We start from the raw sequence: 19451 nt of genomic DNA on the forward strand, positions 1-19451 counted from the left end.
TGGTACCACGTGAGCGGCAAGCTCTCGTCCCTTTTGGGATGAGGGCTTTTTTTGTTGTCCAAAAAAAGGAGGATGATTGATATGACGAATATTTTTATCGGCGGTGCCTGGCCATATGCCAACGGGTCCTTACATTTGGGGAGGCTTGCAAGCCTCTTGCCAGGCGACGTGTTGGCCCGTTATTTCCGCGCGAAAGGCGATCAAGTCCTGTACGTATCCGGCAGTGATTGTCATGGAACGCCCGTGGCGGTTCAAGCCATTCAGGAGGGCGTGGCTCCGGGGGATATTGCGGATCGGTATCATGGGGAGTTCGTGGATTGCTTCGAACGGCTGGGCTTCTCCTACGACTTATACACGCGAACCGACCAGGCGTTTCATCATGCCGTGGTGCAGGAGCTGTTTCTGAAGCTGCTGGAAAACGGCCATTTGTATCGAAAAACCGTGCGGCAAACGTATTGCGAAACCGATCAGCGGTTTTTGCCGGACCGCTACGTGGAAGGAGATTGTCCCGTATGCGGCAGCAGGGCCCGTGGGGATCAGTGCGACGCCTGCTCCACCATACTTGATCCGTCCGACCTGACGAACAGGACCTGCAAAATCTGCGGAAACCCTCCGGTGGAGCGGCCTACCGAGCATTTTTACGTAGGGCTGTCACATTTCCAGGCTGAGCTGGCGGATGATTTGAATAACGCCCGAGGCTGGCGGGATAATGCCGTGCAATTGACCCGAAGATACTTGGAGGAGGGGCTTCAGGACCGGGCGGCTACGCGGGATCTGACCTGGGGCGTGGATGTCCCTGTTCCGGGCTTCGAGGATAAGAAAATCTATGTCTGGATCGAAGCGGTCAGCGGCTACTTATCCGCCAGCAAACAGTGGGCCGCGGAAACGGGCGGCGATTGGGAATCCTTTTGGCGTAAGGGACCGGGCGAGGTTAAGGCTTACTATGTTCATGGCAAGGATAATATCCCGTTTCATACGCTGATCTGGCCGGCGCTGCTCAAGGGGGCCGGGGATCTGCATGTGCCGGACCGAATCATATCTTGCGAGTACATGACGCTCGAAGGGAAGAAGTTCTCGACCAGTCGCAATTGGGCCATATGGGTGCCGGACTTGTTAAGCCGTTATCAGCCGGACACCATTCGTTATTTTCTCATTGCGAACGGCCCCGAGAAGCGGGATGCCGATTTCTCCTGGAGGGAGTTCATTCACAGCCACAATGGTGAGCTGCTTGGTGCGTTTGGGAATTTGGTCAACCGTGCCTTGGTGTTTGTAAACAAATCGTTTGACGGTAAGGTGCCCGAGGGCTGCATGTCCGAAGAGTGGCAGAACCGGGTTGAAGCATTGTACCGCGAGGCCGGGGCGCTCATTGAGGAGGGGCGACTGAAGGAAGCGTTGGAGTCAATCTTCGGCGTGGTGCGCCTGGCGAACAAATATTTTGATGAACAGAAGCCGTGGATTCAGGTCAAGGAGGATCGCGAAGCGTGCGGGACAACGCTGTACACCTGCGTTCAGATCATTGCCAATTTGGCGAACCTGCTGCAGCCGTTTATTCCGTTCTCTTGCGATAGGATACGAGGCGTTCTCTCGCTGGAGAAGCCTGTGTGGGAGTGGTGCCGTGTTCCGGCTGGCAGGCCGATTCATGGCGTAGAGCTTTTGTTTGAGCGGATCGATACCAGCCGGATTGAGGAGGAAACGCGGAGGCTGGGGGAGTTGTCCATAAGGGAGTAATTGATTTAAGTGTCTAAGATTTAACTGACCCAAGGAGTGAGTAGTAAGTGATCAAGGAATGTAGTGGACCCAGGCTCGAGTAGCAAGAAATCAGAGGTCTAGAGGATCAAAGAAGCAAGGGGTTTAAGTGGCCGAAGGAGCAAGGGGTTTAAGTGGTCCAAGAAGCAAGGGGACTAAGTGGTCGAAGAAGCAAGGGGGTTAAGTGGTCGAAGGAGCAAGGGGGCTAAGTGGTCGAAGAAGCAAGGGGGTTAAGTGGTCGAAGGAGCAAGGGGGTTAAGTGGTTGAAGGAGCAAGGGGGCTAAGTGGTCGAAGAAGCAAGGGGGTTAAGTGGTCGAAGGAGCAAGGGGGTTTAAGTGGTCCAAGGAGCAAAGGGTTTAAGTGGTCCAAGGAGCAAGGGGTTTAAGTGGTTGAAGGAGCAAGGGGGCTAAGTGGTCGAAGAAGCAAGGGGTTTAAGTGGTTGAAGGAGCAAGGGGTTTAAGTGGTCCAAGAAACTAGGGGGCTAAGTGGTCGAAGGAGCAAGGGGTTTAAGTGGTCGAAGGAGCAAGGGGGCTAAGCGATCATAGGAGCAAGGGGGCTAAGCGATCATAGGAGCAAGTGATTAAGGGGGCCATTAGCAGGTGTCAAAGAAGAGGGGGCTGACCCGAGGATCCATTGTGACTGAGTACGGACTGCGATTTTGAGGACTGTGGTTCCGCTATTTCGTTGTTTCTTGGCATTTCCTGGGGTCATGCGGACAGGAGATCCGCTATCGCAAGATATTTCGGGAATAATCCGTGAATATATTATATTAACGGATCCTGTGTCCGCATAATCTCAAAAACAGCTCAATATCAGCAAATAACGGATCTAGTGTCCGCACGGACTCGAAAAGGATCGAGTATCGGCAAATAGCGAACCCCGTGTCCGCATGGACTCGAAAAGGTTCGAGTATCGGCAAATAGCGGACCCCGTGTCCGCATGGGCTCAAAAAAACGATCGAATATCGGCAAATAACGGATCCAGTGTCCGCATGGGCTCAAAAAAAGGATCGAGTATCGGCAAATAGCGGATCCCGTGTCCGCACGGCCTCGAAAAAGGATCGAATTTCAGCGACAAGAGCATCCATCCGGACGATGCCGCTGAATCCATAAGAAGCGAGAGTTTACCGGCTGCAACGCGCAAATAAACGTAAGAGGAGCCCCAGCGGTAAAGCGGAGGGCTCCTCTTCATTATAGTAACGGCATACGTTGTATCTTCAGCGGGTTAGTTGCCCGTTTCATGAATCCAACCCGTCAATACGGTGTTAAAAAGCTCGGGCTCTTCGAACATCGGATTATGGCCGCTTTTTTCAAAAATGACCTTCTTCACGTGTTCCTGCGAGTCGTCTACAGCATCCCAGAGTGATACGGGACTGACCAAATAGTCGTACCGTCCAAGACCGATGAAGACGGGTTTAACGACCTCTTCCAGTGAATCGATCAGATTGAGCTGCGCGAAGGCTTCTCCCCATAAATGATCGATGACGGGCATGCTGGTGAAGACCTCTTCCCACATCCAAGCCGCATCGTAGGCATAGTCATAGAAGCTGTGCGCTCCCATTCGGATGCACATATGAGCGAATCGCCGTTCCGGCTCTCTCTCGATATCCCCAGCCAGCAGGGATATATCCGCTTCAAACTGCCGTTTCCGTTCCGGGCTTGCCGTTTCATTGAAAAAAGCGATGCTCTGCTGCTGCCGCTCCGGGCTATTGGTCGGGGGCGTGTTCAGCAGGACCACCTTCCGGACATGTTGCGGGTATTTTTTGGCATACTCCAGCGCCATGAAGGCGTGCCCCGAATGCCCCAATATAATAAAATCCTCCAGTCCCAGCGTTTGTCTTGCCGTTTCGATATCATCCAGAACCTTATCCAGTGCATAGTCTTCCGGCTCTAGTGTCCGAGGGGGCTTAACAAAGCCTCGATGGTCCAGGAAAATCAGTTGAAATGAAGTGTAGAGTTGTTCCGAAAACAAGCGGGGGTAGTATATACTGCTTCCCACCACCAAAATGGGCCTGCCGTTTCCGCGAATGGAAACATTCAATGCAAATCCTTCGCTCATTACCGTGCTCTGTATGCTCATGTATATCGTCCTCGTTTCGTTTTATATTTTAATCGCACCAGCCCCTTTCCTGTTCGGATTCCATTAGATTCTCCATAGAACGTTCCAGCATTCTATATCACCTCGATTAGCGTTCCTTCAAGCTCAGTATAGCACCAGACATGGGTTCGGTCGACAGCCATCCAAGCTTGCCCGGCCCCCCCACACCGTGTGTCTCTACCACCCGGACCGGTATCGTTCCAGGCCGTTGCTTCAGCCACGGTTTGCATAGGGAGCAGTACCTTCGATGTGACATCTGAGCCGTATCGCTGCTGTAAAAAACGCTGCTGTACAAAGCATGGTGCATAGGCTTCGAACTGCCTTTTCTCCAGCTCCTTTATTCAGCGGTATTGCGGATCGTTAGGTTGAGGCCAGGATAGTCCGCGGCAATTGCGCTCTTACGCTCGATGATGCGATTAAATTCAAAGTCAGAGCTGAATAATTCCGGCTCGGGCTTGAATGTCACGCTTGTGCCCGTCTCCTGAGTCATGCCGACGATCAGAAGCCCGGTCTGTGGAATACCGTGCCTGTACTCCTGCCGGTATATGTTCCCGTCACGGCGAATCTCCACCGTCAGATGCTTGGAGAGGGCATTGACCACGGCGATGCTGATGCCTCTCTCCGCACCGGGGACCAGAAAGTGTGCGCTGGCGTTCAACCGATGGACATCGGTTAGTATCGACTGCACAACAGGGATGTCGGAATTCGGAAGGGCCTGCACGGGAATGCCTCTCCCGTTATCGGTAACCGATACGCTGCCATCTTCATGCAGGAATATGCTGATCTGATCGCCATACCCGCTCGTGTGCTCCAAAATCGAATTTTCCACCACGGCCCAGAGCAGCTGATGAATATCGAAGCCATGCGAGCTCCCGAAATACATCCCCGCATTGTTACGGGCTTCGCTCATCTCCAGGTAATCGCTTGTATCGAGCAAATCGCCTGCAGCAGACAGCAGCAGCAGGAACGGCAGGCGCCGATGCTTAGGAAGAGCGTAGCGGCCTCCCTGCTCCTGCACGAGGAGATCCGCGCCGAGCAGCGCTTTGAGATGGTGATACAGCTGACCCGTCGTTCCCATATTCAACCGTTCTACCAGCTCGGAACCGGATAGGGGCTCTGCCATGACGGCCTTTAAAATATCCAGGCGCTGCTTGTTGCCCAGTGCTGCGAGGATTTTGGCCGCCTTCTCGGTGTTCATGTCCAGCAATTGATCCATTCGCCGTTCCTGCGGCTCCCAGCGGATGCTTTGTCCGTTCAGGTGCACTCGCCCGGAATAGAAGACGGAGCCAGCTTCGGGGTTTGCTTCATTTATCGTAGGTGCTGTTGCAATCTCTTGGCGGTGTTGATTGGATGCGGATGCAGGTTTTCGTTCCATAAGAGCCTGATAGACAAGCTCCTGCAGCTCCGCCATTTGATTCTTTAAGACATCCATCTCTTGGACCAGATCACGTGTCATGGGGAATCATCAACCTCACTTTATCAATATTTATGTTATTACGTAATTATTATATTACGTAATTCCAACATTGTACACTCATTTTAAGGAAATCATTGACTGAAGAAGCAACTTGTTTGTCTATAGTTGTTTTTTATCTATTTTTATCATCCTGGGTCGTCTTACAATGAACGCAAAGGTCGGTGACATTCATTTGGGTGAAAGAATCATACGGAATTTTAAGCAGGACGATATGCCTCAGCTAGGGGAGCTGTATCAGGCGGTATCCGCAGCGGATGCGCTGTTCTGGTGGGTAGGTGACCAGGAGAATTGGGGTAACGTGTTTTGTGCATTCGAAGACGGGAAGATGGTGGCCAAGGGACAGGTCGACATTATTAACGTGATTCCGCCGGGATGTGCGCCTAACTGCAAGCATCACATTTATGTGAATCTCAAGACTGTAACGCAGCGAGAGCGGGATAATGATCTGTTAAGTGAAATGTTTAAAGTGCTCTATAAACGTGCGACCGTGTTAAAGCGGACCTTGCCGGAGGCGTACGGGACGTTTTTGTGCGTGGGGAACTATGCCCATGAGATCGGCAATACCGCTTTTTTTACAGAGGAGATCGGGTTTCAGCCGCTGGAGAAGCTGTATTCCATGGAGCGGTCACTTGAGGAGCCCATTCCTGCCTTGGCGTTAGAAGATCGCTATCGGTATCGATTGTGGAAGATGGAATCTGCAGAAGAGGAAGAGAAGTATCTAAAGCTCGAGGCTGAGGTTTGGCCGGAAGCGCCGCTGGGGCTTGCGCGATTACGGGAATATAAAGGGCATCCCAACTGGACTGCGATAAATGTCCTGGAAGGGGACACGATAATAGGGAGTACCCTGGCATGGCTGGAAGAGGGGAACGTCGGCGTGATTGAAGATGTGTTTGTGAGAGAACCGTGGAGACAACGGGGAATTGCAAAATATCTGCTCTACCGTGCCATGTCCTATCTTCAGGCCCATGGATCCGCCACAGTAAAACTTCAAGTGAAGGCAGCCAATGAAACGGCGTTGTCACTCTATCAGTCGGTAGGCTTTGCCAAAGACCAAGAGGAGCACCGATTTTATCTGCCTCTGCAGGAGGAAGGCTACTAGAAGATCGTTCGACGGCCATGCGTGCGTCAAGCATGTAGGACAGTCATCCAAGCATGTTGTTGACAGCCATCGAAGCATGTCCCCGACCACGCACCGTACGCACAGGGAGTAATACGCAAGATGTACAATACAAAGACCACGCCTGGAACGAGTCCCGACGTGGTCTTTTTTATATGAAGTTAGGAGTTATGAGGTCGATTCTTGCCCGCCTGTTACATTCGGGTTGGCATCCAGAATGTGTTCCGTGACGTTCCACAGCTTCGGCAGGAACCGAAGAACCTCGTCGGCCCGCTGCAGCAGGTCATCGGTGGACGTTATACCGAGATCCGCAAGGATGGCATCAAAAGCAGGGGCGTACTGCTCTTGAAATTCAGGAGTCCCGTCGACTTCCAGTATGTTGTGGCAGCGAGCGAAGGTGGCCACCATCCAGAAGACGGCTTCCCGATGGCTTCCATTTAGGATCAGCTCGCGGCTGCCGTCAATGGCAATCGGTCTTGCATCCGGCGTAATGTCACTGCTGAAGAAGAAGGGCGTCTTCGCAATGGCAGCAGCGGCATCGAAGGTTCGGGCCAGTCCGTTGAGATGATTCATGGCTTGCTCGGCAGTCATGTCTTTACAGCCCAGCAAACCTAACAGCTCCTCGTAGACCTCCTCTTGGTCATATTCCTTCAGCACACCGCGTACCGCCGCATAGCGGAGCCTGACCGTGGGGTTGCGAAGAGCGGCGACCAGGAGCATATGGGTGGTTACGCCGGTAGGGAACAGCCAGGAGGTAACCTGGCGATGCCAAGGGGCAGAAGGATCTATAGATCGGAGTCCGGTTATGATACGTTCGCGCACGTTCTCACAGCGGCGGGCGACCCATATCCGGTCGGCAAAATGACGCGAAACCTCCGTCTGCAGCTTGCGCAGCTGCCCGGTCGGATCGGACATCAGGGTATCTACACGGAAGCTGCCCGCAAGATGATAGGACGTTAATACCTGCTCGGGCGAGGCGAGATCCCGCCAGGACAGATAGGTGGCTTCGATCAAAGCGTCCTGATAGATAAACTTTCCGAGCTTTAGAGGGGGCTCCGCATCCTGGGTAACGATAACGACGTCAATGTCCGAGGACGGAGCCATCTCTGCCTCATCCGACTTTCCGACCGTGGAGCCGCTAAAATAGGCACCCATAAATCCAGGCTCCCTGCTGGCATGCTGCAAGACCCAATCCGTCGCCGCCGCGCGTGCTGATCCAACATTCATAACCTTGTTTCCTCCTCTACCTGCATGGTGTCTCACATTATTAGAAAAAATATCCTGATTCTCATTTCATTATATGGACTTCCCTTCTAATATACAACCGCTTACAAGTGGGCTTGAGCCTTCATGCCGATGGTAAAAACGGGATTGCAGAAGAAGAGAAAATGATACTGCTGCCAGGGATTCGAAAGGGCTTGGCACCTATAAATTAAAAGTTCATACGGGTGCGTACCTGCGTGAAACCGAAACGGACATTCTCTCATCGCTAAACATTCAGCGAGGGGGAACGTCCGTTTTTTTGGTCTATAAGAGGTTGTTCAAAAAGTCCGCTTTTGATAAGAAAACCAATCGAGGCCAATCAAGGATGAGCGACCGCGATTCAAAAGTAGGTTTTCTTGCGATATAGAATTTCATCAGCTCTGCTGATAACGAATAAATTCTATATCTAACACGAAGCGAATCAGGAAGCAGCTCGGCATCGAATCTTGAATTCAGCCGGGCCTAAGCAGAAGCTTCCGAAGCCTGTTTCTTGCGGAAACATGTCAGGTGCTCACCTACCCAAAACACCAGATGCTTTCGAAGGCGTTTTCTGGCGAAAACGTATAGCTCCGCTCCTGACGTCCCTAGCTTCATCCAACTGAAGCGTTTTGAAAAACGCACATCGGAAGCATAAGCTTCGGTGCTGAAAGTCGACCTTTTTGAACACACACTTTTATTCTATTCTTCCGCAATCACTAGCGTGGTATTGGTTTTTTTGAATTTTGGCATGAAGCTTGCATGGACGTTCGCATCGGTCACGATGGTATCGATTTTGTCGAGCGATGCGATGGAAATGGTGACGTCTTTGCCAAACTTGGTGCTGTCCGCCATGACGTACACCTCTTTGGACAGCTCGATCATTTTTTTGCGCGTAATGGCTTCTTCCAGGTTGTAGTCGGAAATGCCTTTTTCGATGGTGATGCCGCTGCAGCAGATGAAGGCTTTCAGTACATTCAGCTCATGAAAATTGAAGATGTATTCATACGCGACGACGGACTGCTCCTCCCGCCGGATTTTGCCGCCGATCATAATCAGCTCCACATCACTGTCCATCAGCTCAATCGCAACCGGCAGCGAGTTGGTAACGACTGTCAGCTTCTTCTTATGTTTCACGTACTTGGCGATCTGATACGTAGTCGAGCCGCTGTCGATATAGATGCAATCACCGTCATGAACGAATTCGCTGCATTTACGGGCGATCCGGTCCTTCTCTTCCAACTGGCTGACCATGCGCTCGTCCATGGAGGATTCGCCGAACCGGGACTCCACGAGCTTGACGCCGCCATAGATCTTCTCGATCCGCCCCTGCTTGGTCAAGGTGTTCAAATCCCGGCGCAGCGTATCCACCGAGACGTTCAGCTCTTCCGTTAGTTCGGTGATCTTCAGTACTTTTCGAATCGTAAGCAGCTCAAGTATTTTCTTTTGCCTCTCCAGTGGAAACATTCGCTCACCCATTCAATCCGCATTAGTAGTTGGTGCCTGCATTCATGTCTAGTTTACCGATTCGCCCGGCCATGTTCAATAGAGTTACCTATATTATTCGTAAGTTAGGCACTTAATGTGGATGGATATGGTCAATAGTTGGTATCAATATATGAATGATATATGCATAATTTACTTACATTTAACAGTTCTCATGATTCTTGTTTACATATGGTTTCTATACTGAGGATGTGTTTAAGGGAGGTGAGCCGTTTGCTGAAGCTAGAGCATATTCGCAAACAATTTGACGATAAAGTGGTTTTGGATGACATCAACGTAGAAATCGGTTCGGGCGAGATTGTGTCGCTGCTCGGTCCGAGCGGCAGCGGGAAGACCACATTACTGAATATTATTTTGGGACTCACCCGGATGGATCAGGGAAAAATCGTGTTCCAAGATCAAGATCTGAGCAACGTACCGATGAAGAAGCGGGGGTTTAATATCGTTTTTCAGGACTATGCCTTATTTCCCAATCTGAATGCCTACGACAATATCGTATACGGCCTGCGCAATAAGAAGGGGAGTGTGAGTCAGCAGGAGGTACAGGAGTATATCGACTTCCTGGAGCTTCAGCCTCACTTGAGCAAGCGGATCGGCGAACTGTCAGGAGGGCAGAAGCAGAGAGTGGCTCTGGCCAGAACGCTGGTCACGAAGCCGAAAATCCTGCTGCTCGATGAGCCGCTCAGCGCGCTGGACGGCGTGATCAAGGAGTCGATCAAGCAGCGGATTCAGTCGATTGCCAGAGAATTCAAACTGACCACGATCATTGTGACGCATGACCCGGAGGAGGCGCTGACGCTCTCGGACAAAATCCTGATTATCCATCAGGGGCAGATTGCCCAATTCGGTACACCCCGGGAGATTGTCCATCATCCGAGCAATGATTTTGTGAAGCAGTTTATTATCAAGCAGCTGCACATCAAAAGGCAGAACATCTACAACCTGTTCGGTGAGCAGTATGCATAACGTGAAACCGGAAATGCGGATCATCTTTACCGTCATCCTGTTATTGTTCGCCGTGTTTCTGTTCTTGCCGCTGCTGATACTGCTGGTCCGTTCCTTCGAATCCGATCAAGGGTTTACCCTCGGACATTATGTATCGATAGGGTCGAATCGGGAATTCATCGCAGCGATTGGCAACAGTGTGAAGATATCGGGCATCACGGCGGTGATCACAACCGTCCTGGGTTTTATACTCGCGTATTCCATTCATTGCACCAAAATATACCAGCCCCTCAAAGGTCTGCTGAAAACCGTCATCATCGTCCCCATGCTGCTCCCGACCATTACATATGGGTTCGCCATTATGTATTCGTTCGGTAATCAGGGATTGATCACCCGGCTTGCCGGGCGCAACTTGTTTGAAATCTACGGATGGAACGGTCTGCTCATAGGCTACGTCATTTACACGCTGCCTCCAGTATTCCTGCTGATCCATAACGCATTTAAGTATATTGATAAAAAGTTCATCATCGTCTCCAAGTTAATGGGTGACGGAACGATGAGAAGTTTCCTGAATACGATTATGCGTCCCTTGGCCGGGGCGCTTGGCGGAGCCTTTGTCCTTTCCTTTATCTTAAGCTTTACGGATTTTGGCATTCCGGCTTCGGTTGGCGGTACCTATCCGGTCGTGGCAACGCAGCTGTATCAGGTGATGCTGGGCTCCATTCCGGATTTCAACCAAGGCGCTGTCATTGCGGTGATGATGCTGATCCCCGCCGTGTTCGGCATCTGGCTGCTGAACTATTTGGAAAAATGGAATTTCCACTATGACAAGCTCTCGGATATCGAGCTGCCGCGCCAGCGCATTCGGGATATCGCCTTTGGCGTGATGTCGTCGGTCATTGTGATGGGCATGCTGTCCATGTTTGCGGTGATGTTCATCGCTCCTTGGTTGAGCAGTTACCCCTATGACATGACCTTTACGTTCCAGCATGTACGGGATGTGATTCAATCGAGTGATTTGACGGGGGTATACCGAAATTCGCTCTGGGTCGCCTTCTTGACGGCGCTGTTCGGCACCTTGATGGCATACGGATCGGCGCTGCTGAATGTGCGTACAACGTTAAAAGCTCGATCCACGGTGGATATGGTATCGATGATCACGAATACGGTGCCCGGCATGGTGCTGGGGATATCCTACCTGCTCTTCTTTAATGGAAGCAGCCTGAAGGGAACCTTCATCATTATCGTTCTGTGCAATATCGTTCATTTCTTCACGACGCCGTATCTGATGGCCAAGAACTCCCTGTCCAAGATGAATCCCTCATGGGAAACCACGGGAGAACTGCTCGGTGACAGCTGGTTCAAGACCGTGTATCGGGTGATCCTGCCGAACTCGGCCTCAACCGTCATGGAGATGTTCAGCTACTATTTCATCAACGCCATGGTGACGATCAGCGGCATCATCTTTCTCGTATCGGCCCAGACGTCGCTCGTAGCCAGCAAGATCAAAGAGCTGCAGCATTTTGCCAAGTTTAACGAGATCTTCGTACTGTCGATGCTGATCTTCTTCACGAATCTGATCATCAAGCTGGTGTGCGACGCATGGCAGAGGAGAACGGCGCAGCGGTAAAGCTGCCCCATTACGTTCATGTCCGCTGCGATGCCGGATCGTACTTCCGATCGCTGTTGTCTTCGGATTTCTCGGATTGAGATGATTAAGCTGTAGAAATCCGAATACAAAGGCGAACGCATTCGCTTCTCCAATACGATTCCGTCCTCTCCGCTGGGTATTGACACTTGAAGTGAGGAGCAACTCCTTGCTCGAAATCGCCACCAGCCATTCATTCTGACGCGGAATGCGCAGGCTAATTCATTTTTAAAATCATTACTAAATAAAAAATTCAAGGAGTGGAGTTAATCATGATGAAGACGCTTAAGGGAATGCTGCTGTCATTGATCGCAATCAGCATGGTGTTTGCACTGGCCGCCTGCAGCAGCGGAAGCGCGGGGGAAGCGAAAAAGGTAGTCATCTACACTAACGGGGATGAAGAGGCCGTCGCTGCAATGGAAACCTCATTGAAGAATGCCGGATACGAAGGACAGTATCTCGTGCAATCCCTCGGTACATCCGAGCTTGGCGGGAAACTGATGGCTGAGGGGAACAAAATCGAGGCCGATCTCGTCACGATGAGCTCGTACTTTATCGAAAGCTCGCAGAGCAAGCATTCCATGTTTAAGGATCTGGCTTTTGACGCAGGCGCTGTCGGAACTTATCCGAAATACTATACGCCGATTCTGGCGAATACCGGCTCCATCTTCGTGAATACGGCAGTGCTGAAAGACAAAGGCTTGCCGATGCCAACCTCCATCACGGACCTGACCAAACCGGAATTCAGCGGGCTCGTATCGATTCCGAACATTATGGATTCCTCCACCGGTTGGCTGCTGGTACAGGCGATTATTAACCAATACGGCGAAGATGCGGGACGCCAAATACTCCATGATCTGATTGCCAATGTGGGACCGCATCTGGAGAGCTCGGGCTCCGGTCCGATCAAGAAAGTGCAGGCCGGAGAAGTGGCTGCGGGCTTCGGACTCCGCCATCAGGCGGTAGCGGCCAAAGCTGACGGTGCACCGATTGATTACGTGGATCCGGTCGAAGGAAACTTCTCGCTGACCGAGTCGGTTGCGGTAGTGGATAAGGAGAATGACACGACCGATTTAGCGATGAAAATGGCCGAGACTATCGTGAAGGATGCCAGAAAAGATCTGATCGTGAACTATCCGGTGGCCCTGTACGAAGGGGAGACCGTGGATGAGGTCAACAAACCTGCGTACTCGATGACTTTTGAGAAGCCACTGACCGTAGAGCTGCTGGAAGAGCACCAGCAATTCTTCAACGGAGCCAAAGAATAAGCCAGCATAGGAGCGATGTGACATGAATACCTACAAGCTTTTGACACCAGGACCTTTGACGACAACCAAGACGGTGAAAGAGGAGATGCTCTTTGACCGCTGCACGTGGGATGATGAATATAAATCGATTACGCAAAAAATCAGGTCGCAGCTTCTGGCACTCGCCGGGGCGGATCCAGAGCGGTACACCGCCGTGCTGATGCAGGGAAGCGGCACGTTTGCCGTCGAAGCGGTGATGACATCCGCCATATCGAATGCCGATAAAGTGCTGATCGTAACAAACGGCGCCTATGGTGAGCGGATCGTGAAAATGGCGGCGTATATCGGACTGAATTACGTGGAGTACAGAGTGAATTACGATGAACATCCAAGCGAGGATGAACTGCGAGCCATACTGCTTAAGGATGAGGGGATTACGCATATCGCGATGGTACATTGCGAGACGACAACCGGGATTCTGAATCCGCTGGAGAAGGTCTCGAGGCTGTCCAGAGAACATGGCAAAACCCTCATAATCGATGCGATGAGCAGCTTTGGCGGAATGGAAATCGATGTGCAGGGACTTGGCATCGACTATCTGATCAGCAGTGCGAATAAATGCATCCAGGGCGTTCCAGGGTTTGGATTCGTCATCGCCAAGCTGGACAAGCTCGCAGCATGCGAAGGGATTGCCCGCAGCTTGGCGCTCGATCTGTATGATCAGTGGAAAGGCATGGATCAGGACGGAAAATGGCGATATACCTCGCCGACCCATGTGGTGGCCGCCTTCTCCAAGGCGTTGGATGAGCTGAACGAAGAAGGCGGTGTATCGGCGAGATACAGCCGCTACCGGAATAACAATCGCCTGCTGCGGGAGAGATTGACGCAGATAGGTATTCACGCTTATATCACCGATGACAAGCAATCTCCGATCATCACCACGTTTTTATTCCCGAGTGAAGGATTTAGCTTCGAGCACTTTTACGCTTATATTAAGGAAAGAGGCTATGTGATATATCCCGGCAAGCTGACCGACGTGGATACCTTCCGCATTGGGAATATCGGAGAAATCTATGAGCAGGATATCGAGCAGTTATGTCATATCATCGAAGAGTATAGGGGAGTGATGGCACAATGAACCGAATCGAAGGCGTTATATTGGACTGGGCCGGAACGGCTGTGGATTTTGGATGCTTTGCACCGGTGAACGTGTTTGTCGATATTTTCATGAATGCGGGCATTGAAGTGACGATGGATGAAGCGAGAGCACCGATGGGGATGCTGAAGATCGACCATATTCGTGCCATGCTGTCCATGCCGAGAGTGTCGTCGCTGTGGGAAGCGAAGTACGGAAGAGCTTTCGATGAGCAGGACGTGGAGCGGTTGTATGCGGAATTCGAGCCGGCCTTGATGGCTTCCTTATCCGAGTACACGGACCCGATCCCGGGTGTCATCGTTACGGTTGAAGTTTTGAAGAGTCAAGGCTTGAAGATTGGTTCTACGACAGGTTATACGAGCAGCATGATGGAGGTCGTGGTGGCAAATGCCCGGCAAAAGGGCTACAGCCCGGATGTCTATTTCACGCCGGATGACACGAATTCCCAAGGAAGACCTTATCCGTACATGATTTATCGGAATATGGAGTCTCTCCGGTTATCGGCTTCCTGGAAGGTCGTTAAGGTGGGAGATACCGTCTCGGACGTGAAGGAAGGCGTGAACGCAGGCGTATGGTCGGTTGGCGTTGTCATTGGCAGCTCGGAAATGGGCCTGAGTTCAGAAGAGTTCCATGCCCTGTCAGCGACGGACCGGGAAGCCGCAATTTCGAGAACTGAACAGACGTTTATCCAGCACGGGGCGGATTTTACGATTCGGACGATGAACGAGCTGCCGGAATTAATCGAGAGAATTAACGGTATGCTGGCTGAGGGGAAAAGACCGGGGCTTCAGCGCTAGGATGGTATTTTAGTAAAGAAACCGAGTGAGATGGCCATACCCCCGTCAAGTAGATACGAATTAAAAAAGACATGTTTAAGAGAAGACCGCTTCACAGTACTCTACTGGAAGCGGTCGTTTTGTTTTCTTATCGGAATATTTGGGTTGTAGAATTTGTGAAGAGATAGGTGGATATGAAGAAAATTGCTAAAATATGGTATGTTCTGGTAACATAAATTCACTTAAAGTGAATTAGGTAGCTTTCAGATATCTTTATTTCTGTTATCCCCAAGTGTTTTTGCCGAATTATCAACTAGTAATTTCTTAATATCTTTTAGTTCGTTCTTGAGACTATCAATTTCCGATTTCAATCCTGAATTTGAAATTGCATTACTAATAATCAGATAAATTATAAGGTAATTTGCTATCATGATAACTATAAATATAATGAGTTCCTGTACTCCAACAACACTATGCATTAATAATTCATCCTTTCTATAATGGAACTACAAAGATTAATTCAGCAATTTAATAGATCCTTTTGTTGGAGATTTTTTGGACTCATCGCAGTGGTTGATGTTAAGTATATATATTTATTCAGAAAATATTGGAAACATTTACATGATATCCAAAATTATAGCATAATTCCGAACCTAAACAAATAGTAGGTGAACTTAATCTTGGTCTCTAATTAAGAATCTTATGTTCATGTTCTACGCCTTCTATTCGTTCAGATTTATGGAGTATATCCCGCCAGTACGGGACAAATGTGACCGCGAAGCTGATAAATTGTATATTCTTCCCCTTATCAAAAAATGAAAGAGCAGTCCGCATGGGCTGCTCTTTTTCTTCATTTCTCTTATAACACATACGTACCTATAAACTCTGTTACTTCCCTGTCATATCCCTGGGGATCGAACTGGCGCGCCATGCCGTGGCCTGCTTCGGGGACGATGAACAACTTCTTTTGCTCCGGACCATTCTCGTACAGCTCATACACCATCTCGGTAGGTACGAACAAATCGCCGCCGCCATGAATGAACAGCATCGGGGTCTTGGACTTCTTGACCTGCTCCAGGGCGGATGCTTCACCGAAGGAGTATCCAGCGCGGATCTTGGTGAGCAGGCTTGTGGATTGAAGCAGCGGGAAGGACGGAAGCTTATACATGCGCTTCAGCTGATAGGTCAACTCATCCGTGACCGAGGTATACCCGCAGTCCTCGACAATGGCTTTTACCTGGGCAGGAAGCTCTTCGCCGCTGGTCATCATAACCGTTGCACCGCCCATGGATACGCCATGAAGGACGACTTGAGCATCTTCGCCTGTATGCCCGATGACTTGATCAATCCATTTCAGATAATCCTTGCGCTCCGGCCAGCCGAAGCCGATGTAATCGCCTTCGCTTCGTCCGTGCCCTCGCGCGTCGGGAAGAAGGACGTTGTAACCCAGGTCCTCATGGTACATTTGGGCGAATCCGCTCATCTGCTCCGAATGACCGGAGTAGCCGTGGGCAATGATGACGGTTTTATCCGTTGATACCTTGGCAGGTAAATAGTAAGCATGCAGCTTCAGACCGTCGTCTGAAGTAAGGTTCCATTCCTCTAAGCTCTGCTGGGCCCACCAATCCTTGCTGTCCGCAAAGGGATTGTCGATATTGGAGTTGGCTTCCAGGTCCGGGTTACCGTTCAGAAAGCCTTTGTCGGCGCGGGCAATAGCGACATTATAGAAGTAGAAGCTTGCTGCGATAATAATGACAACCAGAAATGCGATGATAGCTGCTGACATGATTTTAATCCTTTTTTTTCATGTTGATTGTATATCCTCCCGTATCCGTAGAACACGATGAATGAAGGTGATATGGAAGGCGGAAGGCATATGCCGATACGAGATCGTTCCTTCCACCTATCATATCGCACGCGCCCTGATTAATCTATATCGCGGATCACGTTCGTTTCGCGGGTGTTACATCAATCCTATCGGTTGGGGTAGCCTAAATATAAAGAGCTGCAGCAAGGAGGCGAGAGAGAATTATGAACAAACGCTTCATCAGCCTATTTCTTGCCGTCGTTACGGTTATGGGTGTACCGCTGCCGTCCCATGCGGAGGGGAACTATTCCTCGCCGAAGAAAGATAGTGCGCAGCTGCAATATCAGGATATGCTGATGCTATTTCTGCTTCCTCATATCGATGAGGCGGTTCGCGGGCATTATATCCATACGTTGAAGGAGCAGCCGCTGGTTTATCCATACTTTGTAGATGTGACCGGAGTGAAGCGGGTGAACGGATTCCGCGGTTTTCATTTCATCATTACGCTTGAGGCCAGCCCAACGGTCGGCCCCCATATTTCGGTTGGAAAGGATCGGCTTGTGTTTGAAGTGGCTCCGACGATTCCCGGCGGTATGGTCAAGCTGGTGGAATACAAACATCTGGAGACGTATGAGCTACCCCCGCATTGGCAAGATATCGTGAAGTAACAGCGGCTAAGCCGATCCAATGTCAAAAAAACAAGCAAACGCGGTTCGCGCGTTTGCTTGTTTGGCATGGGGATCATGATGGAGCGTTTAATCGGGTGTCACACCCTCCAGCATTGAAGCAGCAGGAAGGGTACCTGCAATGATTACCAGCTCTCGTAAACCGGCCGATCCGGCCCGGGCTCGGCCTGGATCCAGCCGATAGCGAGCAGAACGATGATGGCGATGAAGGCAGCCGGCAGTACCCATTTCCAGGCATATGCGAGCATGCGTACAGCCGGGGACATCAGGGCAAGTATCAGCCCGATCAGAACCACGCTGAATAGGTGAATCCCTGGCGGCAGCATGAGGAACACAATATGAAAGACCGAAGTGAACATCAGAACAGGAATCAGGGATGTTCCCAGTACGACAGCCGGATGGTTTAAGGATTCGATCGGGTCCCGGGTAAATGCCGCCCATGCCAGTGCCGCGTAATGGACCAGCAGCGGAATCGCAAATAAATAACTTGCGCCCGGCAGGAACCAGGTTGAGCCGATAAGCAGCAGCAGGAACAGGAACGCGCCCGCCAGCAGCATCTCCATCTCATTGGCTTTCCGCACGATCCAGCGGGTGAAGGCAACATGAACGATGAAGGTTACCAGTATGAAGCTGACACTGTACAGGAGTGAATCATAGGTTGCGCCTGTGGGCTGCGTCATTTTGCCTGCCCATAACGTATCAACTAGCGACCATAAGCCAAAGCTCAGCGCTGTCGAGAGTACGACGGCCAGAATCGGGGTTAGCAAGCTGATCAAACTTCCCTTTAGGGAGAGTCTGGAGATACGGGCAAACAGTGCTGTGAAACCCAGCCATATCGCCGTGAACACCAGGGTGATCGGGATCGCCCATTTTGCAGGGTAATGAACCAGCAGCCCAAATAGATTGAAATAAATACGGTCGCTTGTTGAAGTTAGGTCAGTCAAGTCGAGATTGCCAAAATGTTTGGCCACGGCGAGTGCGTTCTCGCCTTGGTGCTGCATCGTCTCCAGGGAGACGTTCTCCGTGTTATCCATCGGGGTATGATAGGCCACCCACCCTTCGCCATAGGCAAAGTTCAGTCCCGGGAGACCATGCTCAAGCGCCACCGTCAGATCGGTATCGTTTGGCAGTTGTTTGTAGAGGTCCACCAAGAGCGAGTTGCTGACAGGATTGGATACGGCCCGGGCGTATTCTTCAATGATCCGACTGTTGCTGTCGCTGGTCTGAAACATGAAGGACGAACCCTTTGAACCCCGGGCTTCAAAATTCGCGATCATGCCAATCTCGCGATGTGCCGGGTCCTGAAAGAACACCTCAGCACCAAGCAGACCTCTCTCCTCCCCGTCTGTCAGGAGAATCCATATGTCATTCTGCGGCGGAGGTCCGGCTTGGATCGCTCTTGCCGTCTCCAGCAAAGAAGCTACGCTTACCGAAGCATCATTGGCCCCGGGTCCGGTAGGGACCGAGTCATAGTGGGACATAAGCAGGAGCGGTTTGCCCGATCCGGTGCCCTTAATGACGCCCAGAATGTTCGTAAGCTGAATGTCGGCGTCGATGTACTTGGTTGTCAGGCGGCCATTAAATTCTTGAACGTCCGGGTTCAAGCCGAGCTCCTTCATCTGTTCCACCAAGTAAGCTCTGACTTCCGCATTGGCAGGCGAACCCATCGGATGGGGCTCTTGTGCGATGCGCTCGACATGCGCCATCGCGCGTTCGGCAGAGAACTCGGTTGCAGGCGCATCGATATTTCTGGCTTCCGGCGGCTTCTCGAACCACAGCATGAGGGAGATAACGAGTATGACGGTGAGGATGGTTGTAAGCGGCAGCCAATAAGGAGGTCTGTAATCCGGCGGTCTACTCAATTGAATTTGCATGATAAATACTCACTTCCTTTTATGATCATTCAGGCGTTTCGTGAAGCGATCTTTCATCTTATGTAAGAAATCGGCTCTTACACAGCGTAGTTCCAGAATATGACATGTGTCAATATAAGATTGAGAATGA

At 50.9% G+C, this 19451-nt stretch carries 16 protein-coding genes and 1 other annotated feature (1 of these 17 running past the window's edge); of the genes, 8 read left to right on the forward strand and 8 right to left on the reverse strand.

Annotated elements, in window-relative coordinates; all coding sequences use genetic code 11:
• Nucleotides 1-35, forward strand: a binding site (T-box leader) (it extends 236 nt beyond the left edge of the window).
• Between the two features lie 46 nt (nucleotides 36-81).
• Nucleotides 82-1728: a methionine--tRNA ligase gene (gene metG / locus PAEVO_RS21780; RefSeq protein WP_100539641.1), complete on the forward strand. Its 1647-nt coding sequence runs from the start codon at nucleotides 82-84 to the stop codon at nucleotides 1726-1728.
• Nucleotides 1729-2691: 963 nt separating this feature from the next.
• On the opposite strand, the gene PAEVO_RS33545 is transcribed toward metG, so the two are convergent.
• The 4 genes from PAEVO_RS33545 to PAEVO_RS21790 all read right to left on the reverse strand — a co-directional run bounded on the left by PAEVO_RS33545 (nucleotide 2692) and on the right by PAEVO_RS21790 (nucleotide 5299).
• Nucleotides 2692-2937 (reverse strand): hypothetical protein, encoded by a 246-nt coding sequence (locus PAEVO_RS33545; RefSeq protein WP_133120346.1) that lies wholly within the window; start codon nucleotides 2935-2937, stop codon nucleotides 2692-2694.
• Between the two features lie 33 nt (nucleotides 2938-2970).
• The gene (locus PAEVO_RS21785) at nucleotides 2971-3825 is read right to left on the reverse strand and encodes an alpha/beta hydrolase (protein WP_100539642.1); all 855 of its coding nucleotides are present in this window, start codon (nucleotides 3823-3825) and stop codon (nucleotides 2971-2973) included.
• A gap of 106 nt (nucleotides 3826-3931) precedes the next feature.
• The gene (locus PAEVO_RS33550) at nucleotides 3932-4150 is read right to left on the reverse strand and encodes a hypothetical protein (RefSeq protein WP_133120347.1); all 219 of its coding nucleotides are present in this window, start codon (nucleotides 4148-4150) and stop codon (nucleotides 3932-3934) included.
• A 30-nt stretch (nucleotides 4151-4180) separates the two neighbouring features.
• Entirely contained in the window at nucleotides 4181-5299 is a 1119-nt protein-coding gene (locus tag PAEVO_RS21790) for an ATP-binding protein (RefSeq protein ID WP_100539643.1), read from the reverse strand.
• Nucleotides 5300-5531: 232 nt separating this feature from the next.
• Here PAEVO_RS21790 and PAEVO_RS21795 point away from each other — a divergent pair, with 232 nt between their 5' ends.
• Complete coding sequence (locus PAEVO_RS21795) at nucleotides 5532-6419, forward strand: GNAT family N-acetyltransferase (protein ID WP_100540231.1); 888 nt, start codon at nucleotides 5532-5534, stop codon at nucleotides 6417-6419.
• Between the two features lie 186 nt (nucleotides 6420-6605).
• On the opposite strand, the gene PAEVO_RS21800 is transcribed toward PAEVO_RS21795, so the two are convergent.
• Both PAEVO_RS21800 and PAEVO_RS21805 read right to left on the reverse strand, forming a co-directional pair.
• On the reverse strand, nucleotides 6606-7664 hold the full coding sequence (locus PAEVO_RS21800) for a hypothetical protein (protein ID WP_100539644.1): 1059 nt from the start codon (nucleotides 7662-7664) through the stop codon (nucleotides 6606-6608).
• A gap of 714 nt (nucleotides 7665-8378) precedes the next feature.
• Entirely contained in the window at nucleotides 8379-9155 is a 777-nt protein-coding gene (locus PAEVO_RS21805) for a DeoR/GlpR family DNA-binding transcription regulator (RefSeq protein ID WP_243390891.1), read from the reverse strand.
• 240 nt (nucleotides 9156-9395) lie between these two features.
• On the opposite strand from PAEVO_RS21805, the gene PAEVO_RS21810 reads away from it, so the two are divergent.
• From PAEVO_RS21810 to phnX, 5 genes are all read left to right on the forward strand, one after another.
• A complete protein-coding gene (locus tag PAEVO_RS21810; RefSeq protein WP_100539646.1) occupies nucleotides 9396-10148 on the forward strand; it encodes an ABC transporter ATP-binding protein in 753 nt (250 codons plus the stop codon).
• Nucleotides 10141-11757 (forward strand): ABC transporter permease subunit, encoded by a 1617-nt coding sequence (locus PAEVO_RS21815; RefSeq protein WP_100539647.1) that lies wholly within the window; start codon nucleotides 10141-10143, stop codon nucleotides 11755-11757. The genes PAEVO_RS21810 and PAEVO_RS21815 overlap by 8 nt, the downstream gene beginning before the upstream one ends.
• Before the next feature lie 290 nt (nucleotides 11758-12047).
• Nucleotides 12048-13043, forward strand: coding sequence for an extracellular solute-binding protein (locus PAEVO_RS21820; protein WP_100539648.1), 996 nt, complete (start codon nucleotides 12048-12050; stop codon nucleotides 13041-13043).
• 22 nt (nucleotides 13044-13065) lie between these two features.
• The gene (phnW, locus tag PAEVO_RS21825) at nucleotides 13066-14160 is read left to right on the forward strand and encodes a 2-aminoethylphosphonate--pyruvate transaminase (RefSeq protein WP_100539649.1); all 1095 of its coding nucleotides are present in this window, start codon (nucleotides 13066-13068) and stop codon (nucleotides 14158-14160) included.
• On the forward strand, nucleotides 14157-14975 hold the full coding sequence (phnX, locus tag PAEVO_RS21830) for a phosphonoacetaldehyde hydrolase (protein ID WP_100539650.1): 819 nt from the start codon (nucleotides 14157-14159) through the stop codon (nucleotides 14973-14975). Before phnW ends, phnX begins: the two co-directional genes overlap by 4 nt.
• A gap of 838 nt (nucleotides 14976-15813) precedes the next feature.
• Here phnX and PAEVO_RS21845 read toward each other — a convergent pair.
• A complete protein-coding gene (locus PAEVO_RS21845; RefSeq protein ID WP_100539653.1) occupies nucleotides 15814-16740 on the reverse strand; it encodes an alpha/beta hydrolase in 927 nt (308 codons plus the stop codon).
• A gap of 245 nt (nucleotides 16741-16985) precedes the next feature.
• Here PAEVO_RS21845 and PAEVO_RS21850 point away from each other — a divergent pair, with 245 nt between their 5' ends.
• Nucleotides 16986-17429 carry a DUF3888 domain-containing protein gene (locus PAEVO_RS21850; protein WP_100539654.1) on the forward strand — a complete coding sequence of 148 codons (444 nt, stop codon included), beginning with the start codon at nucleotides 16986-16988 and terminating at the stop codon, nucleotides 17427-17429.
• Between the two features lie 143 nt (nucleotides 17430-17572).
• Here the strand turns inward: PAEVO_RS21850 and PAEVO_RS21855 are convergent, their stop codons facing one another.
• Complete coding sequence (locus PAEVO_RS21855; protein ID WP_100539655.1) at nucleotides 17573-19321, reverse strand: M28 family peptidase; 1749 nt, start codon at nucleotides 19319-19321, stop codon at nucleotides 17573-17575.
• Nucleotides 19322-19451 lie beyond the last annotated feature (130 nt).

It is taken from the genome of Paenibacillus sp. GM2FR, assembly GCF_002803325.1.
Lineage (GTDB): Bacteria > Bacillota > Bacilli > Paenibacillales > Paenibacillaceae > Paenibacillus_AQ > Paenibacillus_AQ lautus.